The sequence below is a fragment of the Altererythrobacter sp. Z27 genome (assembly GCF_052683155.1).
Genome location: NZ_JBQYMC010000001.1, coordinates 2,070,800 through 2,089,067 on the forward strand (window position 1 = coordinate 2,070,800; position 18,268 = coordinate 2,089,067).

At 65.5% G+C, this 18,268-nt stretch carries 21 protein-coding genes; 5 read left to right on the forward strand and 16 right to left on the reverse strand.

The annotated features are described in order from the left end of the window. Window positions 1–41 precede the first annotated feature (41 nt). Window positions 42–1,322 (reverse strand): phosphoribosylamine--glycine ligase, encoded by a 1,281-nt coding sequence (purD, locus tag ACUJ47_RS10170; protein WP_445538285.1) that lies wholly within the window; start codon window positions 1,320–1,322, stop codon window positions 42–44. Between purD and xseA the strand changes: the two genes are divergently transcribed. Genes xseA through ACUJ47_RS10185 form a run of 3 tightly spaced genes read left to right on the forward strand, consistent with a single transcriptional unit; the run spans window position 1,321 to window position 3,941 of the window. Continuing rightward, window positions 1,321–2,784: an exodeoxyribonuclease VII large subunit gene (xseA, locus tag ACUJ47_RS10175; RefSeq protein WP_445538286.1), complete on the forward strand. Its 1,464-nt coding sequence runs from the start codon at window positions 1,321–1,323 to the stop codon at window positions 2,782–2,784. The genes purD and xseA overlap by 2 nt on opposite strands. A 36-nt stretch (window positions 2,785–2,820) precedes the next feature. Beyond that, on the forward strand, window positions 2,821–3,024 hold the full coding sequence (locus ACUJ47_RS10180; RefSeq protein ID WP_445538287.1) for a DUF2093 domain-containing protein: 204 nt from the start codon (window positions 2,821–2,823) through the stop codon (window positions 3,022–3,024). Then, window positions 3,021–3,941: a M23 family metallopeptidase gene (locus ACUJ47_RS10185; protein WP_445538288.1), complete on the forward strand. Its 921-nt coding sequence runs from the start codon at window positions 3,021–3,023 to the stop codon at window positions 3,939–3,941. Before ACUJ47_RS10180 ends, ACUJ47_RS10185 begins: the two co-directional genes overlap by 4 nt. Window positions 3,942–4,084: 143 nt before the next feature. Here the strand turns inward: ACUJ47_RS10185 and rpmB are convergent, their stop codons facing one another. Continuing rightward, window positions 4,085–4,372, reverse strand: a complete 288-nt coding sequence (gene rpmB / locus ACUJ47_RS10190) for a 50S ribosomal protein L28 (RefSeq protein WP_354144907.1) — start codon at window positions 4,370–4,372, stop codon at window positions 4,085–4,087. 148 nt (window positions 4,373–4,520) lie between these two features. Between rpmB and ACUJ47_RS10195 the strand changes: the two genes are divergently transcribed. After that, window positions 4,521–4,976, forward strand: coding sequence for a nucleoside deaminase (locus ACUJ47_RS10195; RefSeq protein WP_445538289.1), 456 nt, complete (start codon window positions 4,521–4,523; stop codon window positions 4,974–4,976). A 351-nt stretch (window positions 4,977–5,327) separates the two neighbouring features. Here the strand turns inward: ACUJ47_RS10195 and ACUJ47_RS10200 are convergent, their stop codons facing one another. From ACUJ47_RS10200 to ACUJ47_RS10220, 5 genes are all read right to left on the reverse strand, one after another. After that, the gene (locus tag ACUJ47_RS10200; protein ID WP_445538290.1) at window positions 5,328–5,624 is read right to left on the reverse strand and encodes a DUF6966 domain-containing protein; all 297 of its coding nucleotides are present in this window, start codon (window positions 5,622–5,624) and stop codon (window positions 5,328–5,330) included. Window positions 5,625–5,680: 56 nt separating this feature from the next. After that, the gene (locus ACUJ47_RS10205; protein ID WP_445538291.1) at window positions 5,681–6,370 is read right to left on the reverse strand and encodes a ribonuclease T2 family protein; all 690 of its coding nucleotides are present in this window, start codon (window positions 6,368–6,370) and stop codon (window positions 5,681–5,683) included. A gap of 47 nt (window positions 6,371–6,417) precedes the next feature. Continuing rightward, on the reverse strand, window positions 6,418–7,278 hold the full coding sequence (nadC, locus tag ACUJ47_RS10210) for a carboxylating nicotinate-nucleotide diphosphorylase (protein ID WP_445538292.1): 861 nt from the start codon (window positions 7,276–7,278) through the stop codon (window positions 6,418–6,420). An 85-nt stretch (window positions 7,279–7,363) separates the two neighbouring features. Then, window positions 7,364–8,161, reverse strand: a complete 798-nt coding sequence (locus ACUJ47_RS10215; protein WP_445538293.1) for a LytR/AlgR family response regulator transcription factor — start codon at window positions 8,159–8,161, stop codon at window positions 7,364–7,366. Beyond that, on the reverse strand, window positions 8,158–9,378 hold the full coding sequence (locus ACUJ47_RS10220; protein WP_445538294.1) for a sensor histidine kinase: 1,221 nt from the start codon (window positions 9,376–9,378) through the stop codon (window positions 8,158–8,160). Before ACUJ47_RS10220 ends, ACUJ47_RS10215 begins: the two co-directional genes overlap by 4 nt. Before the next feature lie 95 nt (window positions 9,379–9,473). Here ACUJ47_RS10220 and ACUJ47_RS10225 point away from each other — a divergent pair, with 95 nt between their 5' ends. Then, window positions 9,474–10,070: an HD domain-containing protein gene (locus ACUJ47_RS10225; RefSeq protein WP_445538295.1), complete on the forward strand. Its 597-nt coding sequence runs from the start codon at window positions 9,474–9,476 to the stop codon at window positions 10,068–10,070. A gap of 3 nt (window positions 10,071–10,073) precedes the next feature. Here ACUJ47_RS10225 and ACUJ47_RS10230 read toward each other — a convergent pair whose 3' ends face one another. The 9 genes from ACUJ47_RS10230 to ACUJ47_RS10270 all read right to left on the reverse strand — a co-directional run bounded on the left by ACUJ47_RS10230 (window position 10,074) and on the right by ACUJ47_RS10270 (window position 18,208). After that, window positions 10,074–11,057 carry a hypothetical protein gene (locus tag ACUJ47_RS10230; RefSeq protein WP_445538296.1) on the reverse strand — a complete coding sequence of 328 codons (984 nt, stop codon included), beginning with the start codon at window positions 11,055–11,057 and terminating at the stop codon, window positions 10,074–10,076. Then, entirely contained in the window at window positions 11,057–11,758 is a 702-nt protein-coding gene (locus ACUJ47_RS10235) for a DsbA family protein (protein ID WP_445538297.1), read from the reverse strand. Before ACUJ47_RS10235 ends, ACUJ47_RS10230 begins: the two co-directional genes overlap by 1 nt. A gap of 17 nt (window positions 11,759–11,775) precedes the next feature. Beyond that, window positions 11,776–13,131 carry a M48 family metalloprotease gene (locus tag ACUJ47_RS10240; RefSeq protein WP_445538298.1) on the reverse strand — a complete coding sequence of 452 codons (1,356 nt, stop codon included), beginning with the start codon at window positions 13,129–13,131 and terminating at the stop codon, window positions 11,776–11,778. Window positions 13,132–13,143: 12 nt separating this feature from the next. Beyond that, window positions 13,144–14,058, reverse strand: a complete 915-nt coding sequence (locus ACUJ47_RS10245; protein ID WP_445538299.1) for an alpha/beta hydrolase — start codon at window positions 14,056–14,058, stop codon at window positions 13,144–13,146. A gap of 95 nt (window positions 14,059–14,153) precedes the next feature. Further along, a complete protein-coding gene (locus ACUJ47_RS10250; protein ID WP_445538300.1) occupies window positions 14,154–15,917 on the reverse strand; it encodes a PAS domain-containing protein in 1,764 nt (587 codons plus the stop codon). A gap of 135 nt (window positions 15,918–16,052) precedes the next feature. Then, window positions 16,053–16,499 carry a DUF2141 domain-containing protein gene (locus ACUJ47_RS10255; RefSeq protein WP_445538301.1) on the reverse strand — a complete coding sequence of 149 codons (447 nt, stop codon included), beginning with the start codon at window positions 16,497–16,499 and terminating at the stop codon, window positions 16,053–16,055. Further along, entirely contained in the window at window positions 16,496–17,215 is a 720-nt protein-coding gene (locus ACUJ47_RS10260) for a sterol desaturase family protein (protein ID WP_445538302.1), read from the reverse strand. The genes ACUJ47_RS10255 and ACUJ47_RS10260 overlap by 4 nt, the downstream gene beginning before the upstream one ends. 49 nt (window positions 17,216–17,264) lie before the next feature. Beyond that, window positions 17,265–17,768, reverse strand: a complete 504-nt coding sequence (locus tag ACUJ47_RS10265; RefSeq protein WP_445538303.1) for an MmcB family DNA repair protein — start codon at window positions 17,766–17,768, stop codon at window positions 17,265–17,267. A gap of 38 nt (window positions 17,769–17,806) precedes the next feature. Beyond that, on the reverse strand, window positions 17,807–18,208 hold the full coding sequence (locus tag ACUJ47_RS10270) for a hypothetical protein (protein WP_445538304.1): 402 nt from the start codon (window positions 18,206–18,208) through the stop codon (window positions 17,807–17,809). Window positions 18,209–18,268: the final 60 nt, after the last annotated feature.

An 18,268-nucleotide genomic window follows, 5' to 3' on the forward strand; every position in this document is an offset into this window, starting at 1 on the left:
CATGCCCCGCACCACGGGGCATTGACCGCGATCAACCCGTCCTAACTACGCTCGCGCTCGACTTCGCGCCAGCCGATGTCGCGGCGGCAGAAACCCGAAGGAAAGTCGATTGCATCGACCGCGCGATAGGCTGCTGCCTGCGCTTCGGTAACATTGCGGCCGCGAGCGGTCACATTGAGCACGCGCCCGCCATTGGAGATCAGTTGCCCGTCTTTCAGCGCGGTGCCTGCGTGGAACACCTTGGCGCCTTCCGATTCCGCGTCGTCGAGGTCGATCGTGCCACCCTTCTCGGGCGTGCCGGGATAGCCCTTGGCCGCCATCACCACGGTGAGCGCAGTCGCGGTGTCAAACTTCGGAGAGCCGCTGCCCAGCTGGTCGAGCTCGCCGCGCGCGCAAAGCCACATGATCCACGCCAGATCGTCGTCCAGCCGCATCATCAGCACCTGGCATTCGGGATCGCCGAAGCGGGCGTTGTATTCGATCAGCTTGGGCCCATCGGCGGTCAGCATCAACCCGGCATAGAGAACGCCAGAATAGGGCATGCCTTCGGCCGCCATGGTGCGCACGGTCGGCTCGATGATCTCGCGCATGGCGCGCGCCTGCAGCTCCGCGGTCAGCACCGGCGCGGGCGAATAGGCCCCCATGCCGCCAGTGTTGGGGCCGGTGTCGCCGTCGCCCACGCGCTTGTGATCCTGAGCAGTGCCGAAGGGCACGATCGCGCTGCCATCGGTGAGCGCGAAGAAGCTCGCTTCCTCGCCGGTCAGGAATTCCTCGATCACCACTTCCGCGCCCGCTGCACCGAAAGTGCCGCCAAACATGTCTTCCAGCGCCGCTTCGGCTTCCGACCATGTCTCGGCGATCACCACGCCCTTGCCTGCGGCCAGCCCGTCAGCCTTGAGCACATAGGGCGGGTCGAAACGGTCGAGCGCTTCCAGTGCCTGCTTGAGCGAGCTGGTGCGGACATAGCCCGCCGTGGGGATCCCTGCGCGTTCGCACAAATCCTTGGTGAAGCCCTTGCTGCCTTCGAGTTGCGCGGCATCCTTGGATGGGCCGAACACAGGGATGCCCTCAGTGCGCAGGCTGTCGCCCAGCCCGGCGACCAGCGGCGCTTCCGGTCCCACCACCACCAGCGCGATTTCATGGGCCTTGCAGAAAGCGATGACTGCACCGTGGTCCGTCGCGTCGAGCGCGACCAGCTCTGCTTCCTCGGCGATCCCGGGATTTCCGGGCGCGGCATGCAGCTTTGTGCAGCTCGGGGATTGCGCCAGCTTCCAGGCCAGCGCATGTTCCCTGCCGCCCGAGCCCAGAAGAAGGATGTTCATGACCGCCCCCGATGAGAGTGAAGAAGATGGCGGGCTGGTAGCGCGCAATCGGCAAGGCGACAACGCTGCGCCGCTCTCGATCACCGAGATTTCGAACATGCTGAAGCGCGTGGTGGAAGATCGCTTCGGCTTTGTGCGGCTGCGCGGCGAGCTGTCGGGGGTCAAGCGCGCGGCATCGGGCCATCTCTATCTGGCGCTCAAGGACGAGAATGCCGTGCTCGACGGGGTGATGTGGCGCGGCAGCGCCCAGCGCCTGCAATTCTCGCCCGAAGACGGGATCGAAGTGATCGCCACCGGAAAGCTCACGACTTATCCCGGGCGCTCGAAATACCAGATCGTGATCGACAGCCTGGAAATCGCGGGCGAAGGCGCGCTGCTCGCGCTGCTCGAGAAGACCAAGGCCAAGCTCGAGGCCGAAGGGCTGTTCGCGCGGGAACGCAAGCGCCCACTCCCGTTCCTCCCGCGGGTGATCGGGGTGGTCACTTCTCCCACCGGATCGGTGATCCGCGACATATTGCACCGCCTGGCTGACCGTTTTCCTTTGCATGTGCTGGTCTGGCCTGTGCTGGTGCAGGGGCAGGGCGCTGCGGAGCAGGTCGCCAACGCATTGCGCGGCTTCTCCGCGCTCGGCCGCGGAGGGCCGGTCCCGCGTCCGGACGTGGTGATCGTCGCGCGCGGGGGCGGATCGATCGAAGACCTGTGGAGCTTCAACGAGGAGGTCGTGGTCCGCGCCATCGCGGAGTGCTCGATCCCGGTAATCTCGGCGGTGGGGCATGAAACCGACACGACGCTGGCGGACTATGCCGCCGATCGCCGCGCACCCACTCCCACAGCTGCAGCGGAAATCGCCGTGCCGGTGCGTGCGGACCTGGTCGCCACGGTGGCCGACCTCGCCAATCGCCAGCGGCGGGCGGTGCTGCGCCCGGTCGAGCTGGGGCGCGAACGGCTGGAGGCACGGGTGCGGCGCATGCCGCGGCTCGACCAGCTGCTGCAGCCGCATTCCCAAAGGCTCGACGAGCTCGGCGAACGCTTGCGCCGAGGATTGATGGACCGCGCGGGCCGTGGGCGCGAGCAATTGGCGGGCACTTCGGCGCGGCTTTCGCCCGCGCTCCTGCGGCGCAGTGCGGGGGATGCGCAGCGCCAGCTCGAACGCGTGCGGCTGGTGCCCGAGCTGGTCACTCGCCCGATAGAGCGCAAGCGCGAGGCGCTCGGCGCGCTTGCCCGGCTCGCGCAGCAATTCCACCCCGAGGAACCGCTGCGGCGCGGCTATGCGATTGTGCGCGATGCCAATGACAAGGCGCTGACCAGCCGCGCGCTCGCCGCGAAAGAAGCCGCGCTGGTGCTGCAATTCGCGGACGGGCGGCTCGATGTGGTTCCGGCAGACGCTCCACCTCCCCCGCCGCGCAAGCCGGCGCGCAAGCCCGCAGCGGATTCGCCCCGTCAGGACGATCTCTTCGGTTAATTGCCCGTTCGGCAAGCACTTGCTAAAGGCTAGCCCATGCTGATGTCGTCAAGCGATGGAGAGGCCAAGCTCTATTTCGGGCCGAGCACGTTCAGGGTGCTGCGCGGCGGCAAGTTCGTGCGCTGCGCGGTGAGCGGCGAGCCGATTGCGCTCGAAGAGCTGCGCTATTGGAGCGCCGAACTGCAAGAGGCCTATGCCTCTTGCGAAATCGCGACGCGGCGGCTGCTAGGGCAACGATGAGCGGCGCGCGTTCAGCCCGCCTGGCTCCGCCGGTGGCGGCGCTGGCGCTGCTTGCGGCATGTGGCGACGATCCAGAGATCAAGGAAGCGCCGCGCCAACTCCCTACGCTCGCGCTTGCCAGCATGGCCATGGACGCGCTGCCTTCCAGCGACAACGCCGAACCGCAGCAGCTGAGCTATCGCGGCGAAATGACCCAGGGCGGCTGGATCACCGGGCAGGCCATGGCGGGCACACGGTCGCTGCGGCTGGGCGAGACCGAAGTGCAGCTGGCGCCCGACGGCAGCTTTTTCGCCGCCTTCGATCGCGACGCGGCGGGTGAAGCGGTATTGTCGGGCGAACTGGCCGATGGCTCGCGCTTCAGCGAGGTGCTGGCGGTTTCGCCGCGGGCCTGGAACATCGAACACGTCAATGTCGCGCGCCGACCCGGCGGCGCGGCGAGCGAGGCCTTCCTTGCCCGCCGCATGCCCGAGCTTGAGGCCATTGCCGCGGCGCGCGCGCAAGAGACCGGCGCGCAGGGCTGGCGGCAAAGCTTCCGCTGGCCGGTGAAGGGGCGGATCTCGGGGCGCTTCGGCTCGCAGCGGGTCTATCGCGGAGAGCCGGGCAGCTACCACTCCGGGCTCGACATCGCACCGGGCGCAGGCACGCCATTCGTCGCTCCGGCCGATGGCGTGGTGGTGCTGGCGGTGGATGATTTCTCGCTCGAAGGCAAATTGCTGATCATCGACCACGGGCAGGGGCTCAACAGCGCCTTCCTTCATGCTTCGCAACTGATGGTGAAGCTGGGAGACCGTGTCACGCAAGGCCAGCATATCGGCAATGTCGGGGCGAGCGGGCGGGCAACCGGCCCGCATCTGCACTGGAGCCTGAAGTGGCACGACGCGCGGCTCGATCCGCTGTTGTTTGTCAGCCCAGAGTAGCTTTGGCGACGATCCGGTCATCGCGATGCGATGACCTGCGCCCGGTTCCGGCCTAGGACGCAAGTCCTGACACTAGACGCAAAAAAGCGCGCGAGTTTCCCCGCACGCCCATTGCTTTGAACCATGCCCTTGCGGGCAGGGAATCAGGCGGCTTCGCCGGCCTTCTTCAGCTCGCGCTTCACCTTCAGCGCATTGGCCGAAAGCTTTTCGTCGCTGGTCTTGAGCAGCCAGTTGTCGAGCCCGCCATTGTGCTCGACCGAGCGCAGGCCATGGGTCGACACGCGGAACTTGAAGCTGCGGCCCAGCTTTTCGCTCAGCAGGGTGACGTTCTGCAGGTTCGGCAGGAACACCCGCTTGGTCTTGTTGTTGGCGTGGCTCACATTGTGGCCCACCTGGCGGCCCTTGCCGGTCAGTTCGCAAATGCGCGACATGATATCTCTCGTTCGTTCAAAGTGGAGGGCAGCCGATTCGACGGCCCGCAATTCGCCGGGATTTCCCGAAAGGCCGCGCGCATAGCGGCGACCTGCCGAATCGTCAAGCAAAGTTGCGGCTTTGCCCGAGTGCGGCTAGCGCGCGGATATGACGAAGTGGCCGATCCCGCATGCGATGCAGCTGGCGCTCGACGCCGCGCGCGTTGCGGCGGCGGAAGGCGAGGTGCCGATCGGCGCGGTGGTGACCCGCGGTGACGAGGTGCTTGCCGTCGCCGCCAACCGCACCCGCACCCCGCCCGACCCTACCGGCCATGCCGAGATCGTGGCGCTGCGCGAAGCGGCGGCGAAGCTGGGCAGCGAGCGGCTGATCGGCTGCGACCTCTATGTCACGCTGGAGCCTTGCGCCATGTGCGCGGGGGCGATCAGCCACGCGCGGATCGCGCGGCTCTACTATGCGGCACCCGATCCCAAGGGCGGCGCGGTGGAGCACGGTGCGCTTGTGTTCGAGCAGAAGCAGTGCCTGCACAAGCCAGAGGTCTATGTCGGCATGGGCGAAAGCGAAGCGGCCGAATTGCTGCGCGATTTCTTCAAGGCGCGGCGGTGAATCGAGTTGTTCAGCCTGCGTGACGGCGCGCTGAACGATGCGACACATGCGACATAGTCCTGAAAGAGAAAAACCTTCCCCGCATGTGACCGCGAGGGCTGGTTTTGGGGCGATACGACGATGGCAAAGAGCCCGTCTCTCTTGCCAGAACGCAGCCAAGTAGGAAAATCGGATTGTCCGGTGACGATTCAGAACTCGTCATTCCCGCGGTTGCGAAGCACAGCCGGAGGCTGAACGCGGGAACCCACGAGCGATAACCGACGGCAGGCTTATGGATTCCCGCGTTCGCGGGAATGACGAGGGGAGGGCTCGCCCACTGATTTCCGCTAGCGAGCCAATTGCGGACGTCCTTCAGCCTATCTCGTGTCGCAAATTATTTGCGAGGTCCCATGCCTTTGACCTGAGTGCGTCCAATTTATCATTCTCGACCATAAGCTTGGCGTCGTCGCGGCTTAGAACCAAATCGTTCAACGAACCCATCCCACCGAAGAAGCCGAGAAAGCGTTGGAGACCGCGCGCGTCAGATCTCGAAACCTCATCTGCCGCTCTCCGCACCTGATCTGCCCAAGGAGCATCAAAATCCTCCAAGTGGCACTGCAATGCCCGCAACGCGTCTAGAAATGCTTGAACGTCGGGGTGTAACTCCATCCAGTCGCTCTAGCAGTCAAACGTCCGCTTTCCACCCAAAAGCGGACTGCTTCTCCCTACAACCCGCGCCAGATCTTTGCGGGTGCGCTGTCTTTCGGCCCGAACTGCGCGCGGTCGCATTTTGTCGGCATGAAGTCCTTGCCGAAGCAGAGCCGCAATTCCTCCAGCCAGCCGCGTGAATTGAGCTTCACGCCGACCATTTCGGGCTGCCAGTGCCTGCCGTTCGCATCGGAGAATGCGCGGCGGATATCACCCGCGGTCAGGCCGTCCTGCCGCGAAAGCCGGTCGTAATCGGGGAGGCGCAAGCTCTCCCACAGGACGCGCGTGATGCGGAAATAGGGCTCCGGCCGCGCGGCCATGCAGCTGCCGTGCTTGGCCCATTGCCGCGCCATCAGCGCGGGTGATGGCATCATGCAGAGGTTGCGGCGTGCCTCGACCGGGCTGACGGCGAGCGCGGTGCGGCACCATTGCGGCCAGGTGCCGTGTCCCTCTGGCCAGAGCCCGTGCACCACCAGCCCGAACCGCCCGTTGCGGCCCGAACATTGCAGGCGCTGGCGCGCATCCATCTCGCGCGCCTTGCAGAATTCGGGGCTCCAGCTGAGCGCCAGCGTATAGCCGGTGACGGGCAGGCGCCGCTCGGGCGCTTCGGGCGCGACCTGCGGCACGCTGACGCTTTGCGGCATGCGGCATTGATAGGCCTGGGCCTGCGCGTCGGACGGAACAAGTAGGGCAAGTGCTAGCAACACGCCGCCCCCTCGGAGGCAATTGCGCCAGCAATTGGCCGCGAGAGAATTCACAACGGCGTGAAGTCCAGCCCGATATCGGCGGCGGGCGCGCTTTGCGTCAGCCGCCCGACGGACACGTAATTCACCCCGCTCGCCGCCTTGGCCTTGATCGTGTCGAGATTGATCCCGCCCGATGCCTCGGTCGGGACGCGCCCGTTCACGATCCCCACCGCCTCGCGCAGCGTTTCGGCGGACATATTGTCGAGCAGCAGGCGGGTCGCCCCGGCTGCAAGCGCCGGTTCGATCTGGTCGAGCCGGTCGACTTCGCAGATGATCTCGGTCACGCCTGCTGCGACCGCGCGCCGCACGGCTTCGCCGACCGAGCCGGCAACCAGCACATGGTTGTCCTTGATCATCGCCGCATCCCACAGCCCCATGCGGTGATTGCTGCCGCCGCCCATGCGCACCGCGTATTTCTCGAGCATGCGCAGGCCGGGGATGGTCTTGCGCGTGTCGAGCAGCGTGCAGTGGGGATTGTCCATCGCATCGACATAGGTGCGCACCAGTGTGGCGATGCCGGAGAGGTGCTGCACGGTGTTGAGCGCGCTGCGCTCCGCAGTCAGCATGGCGCGGGCATTACCGCTGAGGCGCATCAGGTCTGTCCCGGGGCCGACCTGCGCACCCTCTTCGACCAGCAGTTCGATTTCCATCGCCGGGTCGAGCGCACGGAAGAAGGCTTCGGCAATCGGCAGCCCCGCGACCATGATCGCGTCGCGGCTGTCCATCACGCCCGAAAAGCGCGCATCGGCCGGGATCACGCTTTCGGATGTGACGTCATGCCCGCCGCCGGGCAGGCCCGTTCCAAGGTCTTCGGCCAGCGTGGCGCGCACGAATGCGGCGAGGTCGAAACCGGGGAGTTGAAATGCCATTCTTGCTCCGTTCGGGCTGAGCCTGTCGAAGCCCCGTCTTTCATTTCAGGAAAAGCAGCCCTTCGACAAGCTCAGGGCGAACGGCTCAGTGCACAAACCTAGCCACCACGTCGCGATAGCTGCGGCTCACTTTCACTTCGGCCCCGCTCTCAAGCACCAGGAAGCATTCGCCATTGGTGTGCGGGCGCACCTGGCGCACGAGGTTGAGGTTGACGATCCAGCTGCGATGCACGCGCTGGAACACGCGCGGATCGAGCCTTCGCTCGAGATCCTTCATCGTCTCGCGCAGGATCAGCGAATTGTCCGCAGTGTAGATGCACATATAGTCGCCGGCCGCTTCGATCCGTTCGATCGTGTCGACATCGACGCGGAAAATCTGGCCGCGATCCTTCACATTGATGAGCTTTTCGAAACGGTCGCTCGCTTCGCCATCGGCGGCGGAGAATTCCTCGGCCTTGTCCGGCGCGACTTGCGCCAGCACGGTCATAAGCTTGTCGGCTTCCTCGGCGGACTTCTTTTCCGCCAGCCGCTGGCGCACGCGTTCGATCGTGTCGGCCAGCTTGTCGGGATCGACCGGTTTCATCAGGTAGTTGACCGCATTGGCCTCGAACGCGCGGATCGCATGTTCCTCATAGGCGGTGACGAACACGAACAGCGGCGGCTCGATCTCCATCACGCCCTTGACGACGCCGAAGCCGTCGAATCCCGGCATCTGGATGTCGAGGAACACCAGGTCGGGCTTCTCGGTCTTGATCGTGCGGATCGCTTCGCGCCCGTTCGAGCAGGTGGCGATCACTTCGATGTCCTCGAACGGTTCAAGCCGGAGCTGCAGGCCCTGGATGGCCAGTTTCTCGTCATCGACCAGGATGGTGCGGATAGTCATGCGTTGGGTTCCATGCTGCGCCCGCGTGCAAGGCTTGCGGCGGGCGTCTGTTTGGCCGGCAATGCCGACTGGGTGGGGGGTGCCGCTTCGGGATCGGGCGTTTCGGCCGTTGCTGTCTCGTAAGGGATTTCGATCAGCACGGTGAAGCCGCCGCCCGCGCCGGAGCGGGTTTCGAACCGGTGGTTGGGGCCATAGGCTTGCGCCAGCCGGTTGCGGATATTGGCGAGGCCGACCCCGGTCGACATCGGCTGGCCGGGGGCGCCGTGCGAGCGCAGCATGTCTCCCTGCCGCGGCCCTGCCAGGCCGGGCCCGGTATCCTCGACCTTGATCTGCAGGCGGTGCCCCCGCACGCGGGCGCTGAGCGAAATGCGCGCACCCTCTTCCTGCGGCGAGACGGCGTATTTGACTGCATTCTCCACCAGCGGCTGGAGCAGCATCGAAGGCAGCAGCGCGTCGCGCGCCGCGTCGTCGATCTTGAAATCGGTCCTGAGCCGTTCTTCGAACCGCATCCGCTCGATATCGAGATAGAGCTGCAGCGTTTCAACCTCCTGCGCCAGGGTCACCTGGCTGCCGGGCTCCATGATCAGCGTGTGGCGCAGGAAGGCGGACAGGCGCGAGAGCATGGCATTAGCCGGTTCGGTTTGCTTCAGCAGCACCAGCGTGCTGATCGAATTCAGCGTGTTGAACAGGAAATGCGGGTTGAGCTGGTAACGCAGCATGGCCAGCTGCGCGCTGGTCGCCTGCGCTTCGAGCCGTTCGAGCCGGTCGGCCTGTTCCTCCACGGTGAGGAAGTAGTTGATCGCGTAATAGAGCGCGCTCCAGCCGCCCAGCAGCGTCAGCGGGATGTAGCTGAGGCCGATGAAGCGCTGCGCGAAGGTGGTTTCGCGGATCCCCGCGTAATAGATGCCCTGCACCCAGGCGTCGATCGAGGCATAGATCGTCACCGCCACCACCAGCGCCAGCACGGTAGCGGTCCAGGTCACCAGCGGCTGCTTGCTGATCAACTGGCGATAGATCACCGACAGCACCAGGCTGATCGAGAAGCCGGTGATGGTCGCCACGAGAATCACCGCGACCAGGTCCCACGGCTGGCCATTGGCGATTGCCGCGCTTGCGCGCAGCAGGAACGCGCCCCCCCAGCCGGCGAGCTGGAGGTTCCAGAATGCCCGATTCTTGTTTGCGAAGAAGGGCGTAGGGCGGAAAGGCAACATGGCCATTGCCAATCCCTTAGCCGATTTGAGCGGCAGGGTGCAGTTTGTTTTGCCGCCTGCCGTCGCGCGGGTTACACTGTCCGTCTGCAAGGAGAGGTACGATGGCCACTTTGGAACATCCGGGCGAACACGCCAAATTCACCGCCATGACCGAAGGCACTGCCGAGGATTGGGCGATCATCGGGCGCGAATACCGGGATTTCGCGAAGGGCGTCGCCGATCGTGTGCTCGACCATCTCAAGCTGCTCAAGGGCGATTTCGGTGGCTTCCCGGTGTGCCGGCTCGAACATTCGCTGCAGACGGCCACGCGCGCACACCGCGACGGGCGCGACGAGCGCTATGTGGTGATGGCGCTGCTGCACGACATTGGCGACACGCTGGGCACCTACAACCACCCCGATGTGGCTGCGGCGATCATCAAGCCCTTCGTGCCAGAGGAATATCACTGGATCTGCGAGAAGCACGGCGCGTTCCAGGGCTATTACTATTTCCACCTCGTCGGCATGGATCGCGATATCCGCGAGCAGTATCGCGGCCATCCGCATTTCGAAGCCTGCGCGCATTTCTGCGAGAAATACGACCAGGCCGCGTTCGACCCCAGTTACGACAGCGCGCCGCTGAGTTTCTTCGAGCCGATGGTGCGCCGGGTGATGGAGCGGCCGATGAATTCGATGTACGCCAATATCACCGAGGATTGACGCCTAGCTTGCGGGCGCGATCTCGCGGCGGAAGTGCGCGCGCCAGTCGGCAATGCCTTCACCGCGCCACAGCTGCCGGACCAGCGCCGTTTCGGCCTCGATCGCTTCGGCGCGCTCGTCCCACCCGTCATGGCTGCGCTTGCGCAGGATGCCGCCCGAATGGCGCGGGCCCCACAACTGCATGAAGCGCATGGCGGCGCCGGGATCGTAACCGGCATTGGCGAGCAGCCACGGCATCATCCGGTCGGCCTCGCGCTCGGTCAACCGGATGTTCCCCTGCCTGCGGCCTTCGCCATCGAGCCAGGCGCGATGCCTCAGCAGATTGTGCGCGAGTTCATGCGCGATTGCGGCGGCCAGTTCGTCTTCGGCATAATCGAAGCCGGGAAAATCGCGGTCGATGATCACGCGCGTTCCCTCCGCGACTGCGCGCTTGCCGCTGCCGCCCAGCTCGAAGCGCGAGGCGCAGGCCATCACCGGAGCGAGCGTGACCGGCGCGCCGCCAATGGGCGTCACGGTGACGGACCCGTTCTCCACCAGTCGCGCGTCGATCAGATCGTGCGCGCGGACCGTTCGCCGCCAGTCGCGCGAACCGCTTGTCTCCCAGTGATTGGGTTCGACCTCGTCGATCGCCGCGATCTCGCTGCCCGGAGCCAGTCCCGCCGCAGCTGCCGGCGAGTCCGATGCCACCGTCAGCAACGCGAAATCGTGCGTGAGGCCAAGCAGCAGGCGCATCGCGGCGGGGTCGCCATAGCTCGCCATGTCGTGCAGCTGCAGGCCGACCGCGGGGATCGCCTTGTCGCAGAAGGGAGCGTTGGCGGTCGCGAGTTTCCAGCCGATGTCTTGCAGCCGCCCTTCGAGCGCTTGCCGTTCGGAGAAGATTTGCAGCGCCTTGGCCGACCCGACCTGCTGTGCCGCAGCCCCGGGCGGCGCGGCGAAGGCCAGCGCCATTGCCGAAGCGATCAAGGCCAGGCTGCACCTGCCAGCCATCAGCTGTCGCCCGGCTCAAGCGCCTCCTTGAGCGCGCCAAATCCCACTGCGCCTTCGAAGGCGCGATCCTTCGTCACCCAGCTGGGCGTGCCCGAAAAGCCGAGTTGCCCGGCCAGCGCATGGTTGCGTGCCAGTTCCTGCGCCACTTCGTCCGAGGCGGCGTCGGCGCGCGCGCGCTCAAGGTCGAGCCCGGCTTCGCGCGCGGCGGCCTCGACGCTTTCGGGCGAGACAGGGCCAAGCCGGAACATGGCGTCATGGAAGGCGGCGTATTTGCCCTGTTTCGCGGCGGCGAGCGCCATTTGCGAAGCGACTTCGCTGCCCTGGAAGATCGACCATTCGCGAACCACGATCTTCACTTCGGGGTCTGATTCGACCAGCCGGTGCACGTCGGCCTGGCTCATCGCGCAATAGGGGCAATTGTAGTCGGTGAACTCGACCAGCACTTTCGAGCCGTCGGGATTGCCCAGCACCGCGCCGGGGAACGGCGTCATGACCTGCGCGGAAATGCCCGCCAGCCGGTCCTTCGCCTGCTGCGACTGATAGGCTTCGGCCATCTGCGGCAGGATATCGGGATTGGCGAGGAGGTAGTTCTTGGTGCGCGCATCGCCCAGGCCCGAATAGGACCAGAGCGCGGCTCCGGCGAAGCCAAACAGCAGCGCCAGCGCGGCGGTGCGAAGCGAAGTCTTGAAATTGTCGGTCATTCTGCCCCCGTTTGAACTCACTTTCGGTCGCGTATGCGCTCAAGCTCGGCGCGTGCCTGCAATGCGATATCCTGCGCGCGGATCCAGTCGGGCGTGCCGCGCTCCAACCCCATTTCGGCGGCCTGCGCGCTGCGCAGCGCCTCGGGATAGCGGCGGCTCATCACCTGCTGTTCGGCGCTGGCGAGCCGCGCCCGCGGCATGTCGCCGCGCGCGGCATAGACCACGCCGAGCTGGTACCATGCAAAGGGATTGAGCCGGTCGCGCGCGACGGCGGCCTTGAGCACTTTTTCGGCTTCCTCGAAGCGCGACGGGTCTTCGGTCGCGATCAGCGCATGGCCGAACATGGCGGCGATCAGTGGCTGGCTGCCGCTGTTGTCGGTGGCCTTGCGCAGATAGGGCAGCGCGCCTTGCGGGTCGCCCGATTCGAGCCGCACCTGCCCGGCCAGCTCGAGGAAATAGGGGTTTTCCGGATCGGTCGCGAGCAGGCCCTCGGCCTCTTTCATCGCGTCATCGATCAGCGCGCTCTTGTGATAGGCATAGGCGCGGGCATAGCGCGCGGGGACACTGGTGTCGTATTTGGGATAGGCCGAGAGCGTCTTTTGCGGCTCGGCCAAATAGCCGTAGAGCTTGGCCTTTACCCGCTCGAAGCGCGCCTGCAGCCGGGGATCGTCGGGCGCATTCCATGCCGGGTCGACGATATAGGCCTCGCGCAATCGCGCGATGCGATCACCCGAAAGCGGGTGAGTGCGGGTGAAGGCGGCATCGTCATCCTGGCTCACGCCATAACGGAATTCGAGGCTCTGCAATTTGCCGAAGAAAGCCAGCGATCCGCGTCCCGAAATGCCCGCCTTGGACAGATATTCGACGCCTGCCGCGTCGGCGGAGGATTCCTGCACCCGGCTGAAGGCGAGGAACTTGCCCAGCGCCGCACGCTGCCCGGCCTGCATGATGCCGATGGCGGCGTCGCCTGCCCCGGCTAGCGCCGCGCCCACGCCCAGCAGCAAGCTGAGGATCGAGATATTGCTGGCCGCAGCCATGCCTTCGTCGAAGCGCACGATATGGCCGCCGGTGATGTGGCCCAGCTCGTGTGCGATCACGCCTTGCACTTCATTGGCGGTGTCGGCCGCGTTGATCAGCCCGCTGTGGATGTAGACGGCCTGCCCCCCGGCAACGAAGGCGTTGATGGTGGGGTCGTTGATCAGGATGATGTCGACATTGCCCGGCTCGAGCCCGGCGGCCTTAACCAGCGGCGCGGCCATGTCGTTGAGCAGCGCTTCGGTCTCCGCATCGCGCAGTACCGATTGCGCGGCAGCGGGATGGACCGACAGCAGCAGCGCGGCGATGAAAGCGACGAAATGGCAGAACAGGCGCATGTTGATGACGAGCTAGCCGATTTCGTCCTGAACCGGAACTGAAGCCCGCACGGATCGTGCGAATTCCACCATGTCTTTCAGCACCGGGCGCTTGCTGCGCCACGGGCTGGCGAGCGAAACCAGCACATCGGTGTGGTCCATCCCCGGATAGATGCGGGTGGCGGCGCTTGTGCCAAGCGCTTCAAGCGCTGCGGCGAGCACATGGCTGTTGCGCGGGCGCACAACCGTGTCCTTGTCGCCATGCAGCAGCAGCATTGGCGGCGCGCCGGGGTGCACGAAACGGATCGGCTGGGTCGTCTCGCCATCGGGAACATGGCCGAAGGCGTTGCGCGCGGACTCATTGGTGAAGGGGAAGAAATCATACGGCCCGGCAAGGCCGATCACCCCGGCGATGGCATCGGGCGCCAGCCCTTCGCGCGCCAGCCATTGCCGGTCGAGCGCGCTCATCACAACATTATAGGCGCCCGCCGAATGGCCCGCGAGCACGATCCGGTCCGGATCGCCACCCAGCCGCGCGATATTTGCGCGGGTCCAGCCGATTGCGCTGGCGGTATCCTCGAGCATGGCGGGGAACACGCCTTCGGGATGGAGGCGGTATCCGGCGGTCACCACCACGAAGCCTTCGGGCGCGAAGGCGCGGCCGATAAATCCGTAATCTGCGGGGTTGCCGCTGTTCCACCCGCCGCCGTGGAGGAAAAGCAGGACAGGTTTCGGTTCGGATGAGGCGGCAGCGATGCCGTAAACGTCGAGCACTTGCCTGCCGCCCTGGCCGAAGCGCGCCTGTTCGAGCAGCGCCACTTCGCGCGAGCCCCCGGCAATCCGGTCGACCCGGTCGAGCACCGCCGCGCCGTTGATGCGGATCGCGATCAGCAGCGCAATGGCAAGCGCGAACGCGAACGCCAGCAGTGTTCCAAGGATCCAGATCATCGCGCGCCTTGCCCGAACAGACATTGGCGCGCCCTATCGCGCACCGGCACGGCTGGCCAGTGCGAAGTGTCGGAACTTTGAGGTGCGGCGGCTGTCTAGCCGAGCAGCTTGCGCGCGGCGCGTTCGATCAGCGGGATGTCCTGCTCGACTTCGCCCAGCACCACGATCTCGCCATCTTCGGTCCGGCGGATCATCACCAGCGCGAATTCGCCGCCCTCGGGCTCGAGCTCGCTGAAGTCCTGCGGTTCGAGTTCGCGCAGCTTCTTCGCCAGCGCTTCGCGCACGCCGTCTTCGGCTTCGACTTCCTTGCCGGCCTGTTCGCGGCGCCATTTACGCTCGGCATTGACCACGCCCTTGAGGCCGCCCTCGGCCTCGCAGAGATAGCTCGACAGCGCGCCATGCGCGATGCCGACGCGGTGCGCATAGCTGAGCGCCGCGGCATATTCGGTGAGGCGGGTCTTGTCGTAATCGGCGCCGAATACGAGCTTGACCACCGGCGTCATCGGCGCGCGTTCCTGCGCCGCGATGCCGCATTCGTCGAGCAGTTCGGCATAGTCCTCGGGCGATTCCTGCGCCGCGAGCGAGAAGTCATAGGCCTGGCCGACTGCGGCATAGAGCGAATGGCGGCTGCGATCCTCGCTGTTGCGGGCGCTTTCGGCGGCTTCGCGCGCGGCGGCGAGATAGTCGTAAAGGCCGGCATCGGCGGGCAGTTCGGCGACGAATTCCTCTTCGTCCTCACCATCCGCTTCGACGTCGCCGCTATCCGCGCCATTGTCCGCGCCGTTCTCGGCCTGCTCGCTCCATGAGTAGCTGGCGGGCGCTTCCTCGAGCGAGCTGTCGTCGCTTTCCGCCTCTTCGTTCCACGAGAAGTTGGCGGGCGCCGTATCGAAGGCGCTGCTATCATAGCCGATCTCGCCCGAGGTTTCGGGCAGCGGCGGCAATGCCGCGAGTTCGTCAAGGTCGAGCGACAGCGCCTTCTTGGTCGGCGGCGCGATATGGTCGGTGAGCGAAGCGAAATCGTAATTCGCTTCCTCTTCTTCCTCATCCTCGTAATCGACGTCGAGGCCATATTGGCCGAAATCGGGCTCGGGGAGTTCGAAGACGTCTTCGTCCTCTTCGTCGCCGAACTGGCCGAACTGGCCGATGTCGCTGACATTGCTGGCTTCGCCCACGCTCTCCGGCGCTTCGGAATCGTCGGCGCTCGGGCCATCGGCCCACTCGGTCACGGGGTCGCTGTCTCGCATGGCCGGTTCGTCTTCCTCGGTTTCGAGAGCCTGGTCGATTTCGAGCAGCAGCTCGTCGGCGGCGGCCTGGTCGGCCATCTCCTTCCAGTTGATCACACCATAGATGAAATCGATCGTGTCATTGTCGGAGGAATAGGGCAGCAGGATGCCGCGATAGAGGATCGTCACGCCGCGCTGGTTCACGAATTCGGCTTCGAAGCCGATCGGGGCCTGGTTGGCGAGGATCTGCAGATAATGGTCGGTGATGCGGCTCAGCAGCGAGCGGCTGGGCACGTCCGACAGCTTGTCGATCTGCCCTTCGGCGCCGCATTCGGCGGCCAGCTGGTCGCCCAGGAACTGGATCGCCGGGTCTTCGATCCCGGTCGAGAAGTCGAGCAGCACGCTATAGGGGCCGAAATCGGTCAGGTTTTCCGGATCGAGTTCTTCGATCGAAGGGAAGTTGCGTTCGCCCAGCAGGCTCGCCCAGTGATTATAAGCGCGCACCTGCATGCGGCGCTCGTCCTGGCCGATCGCTGCCGGCGGCAGGTCGCGAGCGATATCCTCGTCGGCGAGGTCGAAATCAGTCGAGACGTCGGTAAAGTCCGGCGTATCGAAGCTGCCGCGCAAGCTATCCATGGCCCAATCATGCTCCTGACTAGTGAGTCAGCCATGGGTTTTGGCGCGACATGGTAAACTTACCGTTAAGTTGCGCAGAAAAGCATGATGTCGCGGTTTATCGGCGGCGTGACGTCACGCCGATGGCGGTCCGCCTCAGAGCATGTAGCGCATGCGGATCGTCAGCGTGGCCGCATCCCCGGCATAGTCGAAAGCGGCGTCATCGAACTTGGGCGGACCCATCTGCACTTTCGCATCGCGCGAGAAGCCGAAGCCTTCCTTGGGCATCATTCCCAACGCGCGGTCGGCCTTGCCATTGTCGTTCTCGTCATGGAGCAAGGCCACGGCATAGCGGCCCGGCTTGACGCCGCTGAACAGCAGCTCGACCCTGGTGCCCGCAGGAACCACCACCCGATGCGAGGCCGGATCCTCGCGGCATCGGGGGAAGACCTTCGCATTGGTGGTCATGCAGGCGCGGACCACGCCCTTGGCCGAGCGCAGGTCAGTTACAGTGATGGCGACTTCGCCCGGCTTGGGCGGCGTGGCCCCCACCAGCAAGGCGGCAGAAGCGGCGGCAAGGCCGAGAGCGGCGACAGGTTTCATCCGAATTTCTCCGTCAGTCCGCGATCGGTGCCGCACGCGCGGTCCCAGAAGCGGAAATAGAGGCCGTAATTGCAGCGATATTCCTCGTGATGGCGCTCGTGATGGCTCGCGGTGATCAGCCAATTGCCAAGCCGCGAGTGGACCAGCCGGCGCGGAAACATCTCCCAACCCATATGGTTGGTGACGCCCATCACCGTCATGATCGCCAGCACCAGCGCCAGCACGCCCAGATGGATCGGCACCACGAACACCAGCGCGGGGATCACCACGGCGCCGGTGATCGCCTCGAGCGGGTGGAAGCTCATGGCGGTCCATGCCGTTGGCGGGCGGCTGGCGTGATGGACGGCATGCGCCAGCCGGAACAGCCGCGGCACATGCATCCAGCGGTGGGTCCAGTAGAACCATGTGTCGTGCGCGAAGAGATAGATGAACAGCGAAAGCGGCAGGTACCACAGGGGGTAGGCGCCAATGTCGCTGTAGATTCGCGTCCATCCAAGGTTCTGCCAGGCCCAGGCCACCAGCCCTGCGGGCACGCCATAGATCGCCGCCGAGGCGAGCGACCAGCCGATCTCGCGGCGGATCTGCGTGCCCAGCGCTGCGTATTGGCCGGGGCGCTTGCGCCCGGTGAGCCAGGCGAAGAACCCGCTGCTGATGAAATAGCGCAAGGCGACGATCGCAGTCATCGACAGCGCGGCAATGGCGAGTGCGAGCAGCATGGTGGCGTTCTAGCCGCGCCGATCGCAAATTGCGACGGGTTCGAGGAGTCTATTGCGCGCCGGACAGCTTCGCGCAGAGCGGATCGATCAGCCCGGCGTGGCGGCGCAGCGCCGCGCGGGCGAGCCGCTGCAGCTCCTTATTCCGCCGCGCGGCGTTGAGCGGCTGCAGCGGTGCCGGGCGCAAGATCTCGGCATCATAACCGTCGGCCACGATCACGCCGCAGCAATCGGGGCGGAATGCCTCTCCTTCGAGCGGGGCGCGATCGAGCGAGGGGGGCAGCGCCCAGAAGAACCGGTCGCAGAAATCGAGATATTCGCCCCATTTCGCGTCGCCCAGCAAATCGCTGCGTGCGACCTTTATCTCCACGATCACGATCTGCCCCTTGGCATCGACTCCCATCAAATCGGCGCGGCGGCCGTTGCGCAGCGGCATTTCAGTGAGGCACCAGATGTCGTTGCGCGCGAACAGCCGCCCCACGCCGCGCGCGACCGCAGCCGCGTCATGCACTGTCGATGGTGGCGAATCGGGATTGGCGATCAGGGGTGTCGGCATCCAGCCAGACTGGAACAGATCACGAACGCGGTCAAGCGTCAGGCGGCGACCGGCGGATTCGCAGTTTCGGCTTCCGTTTCAACTTCGGTTTCGGGCGCAAGGCTGAGCAGCGCCGTGCGCAGGGCATGGAATTCGCGCCAAAGCGCCAGCGCCGGCGCGGTGGTGTCCTGCCCCCGGGCCAGGATCGTGCGCAGCGCGATTAGGCCCGGCTGGAGGATCGCGTCGAGATCGGCGATGCCGTCGCTGGCGAGCACAAGCCGCGCTCCGCCCCTGGCCTCGATCCGGGCGGGGAAGCCTTCAAGCCCGGAATCGAACGGCTCTGGCGCGAGTGCGGCCATGGTGCCGATTTCCTGCCCGGCGGCGTGCAATGCCTGCCAACGCGCGGCGAGCACCTCGGCGCGGGCGGTTGGAGTCGTTTCGGTGTTGGCGATTCCCGACATGGTCCTGCCGGATTAGCGGGCCAGAATTGCCAAATCCCTAATGCGCGGGGCTGCTGCGTT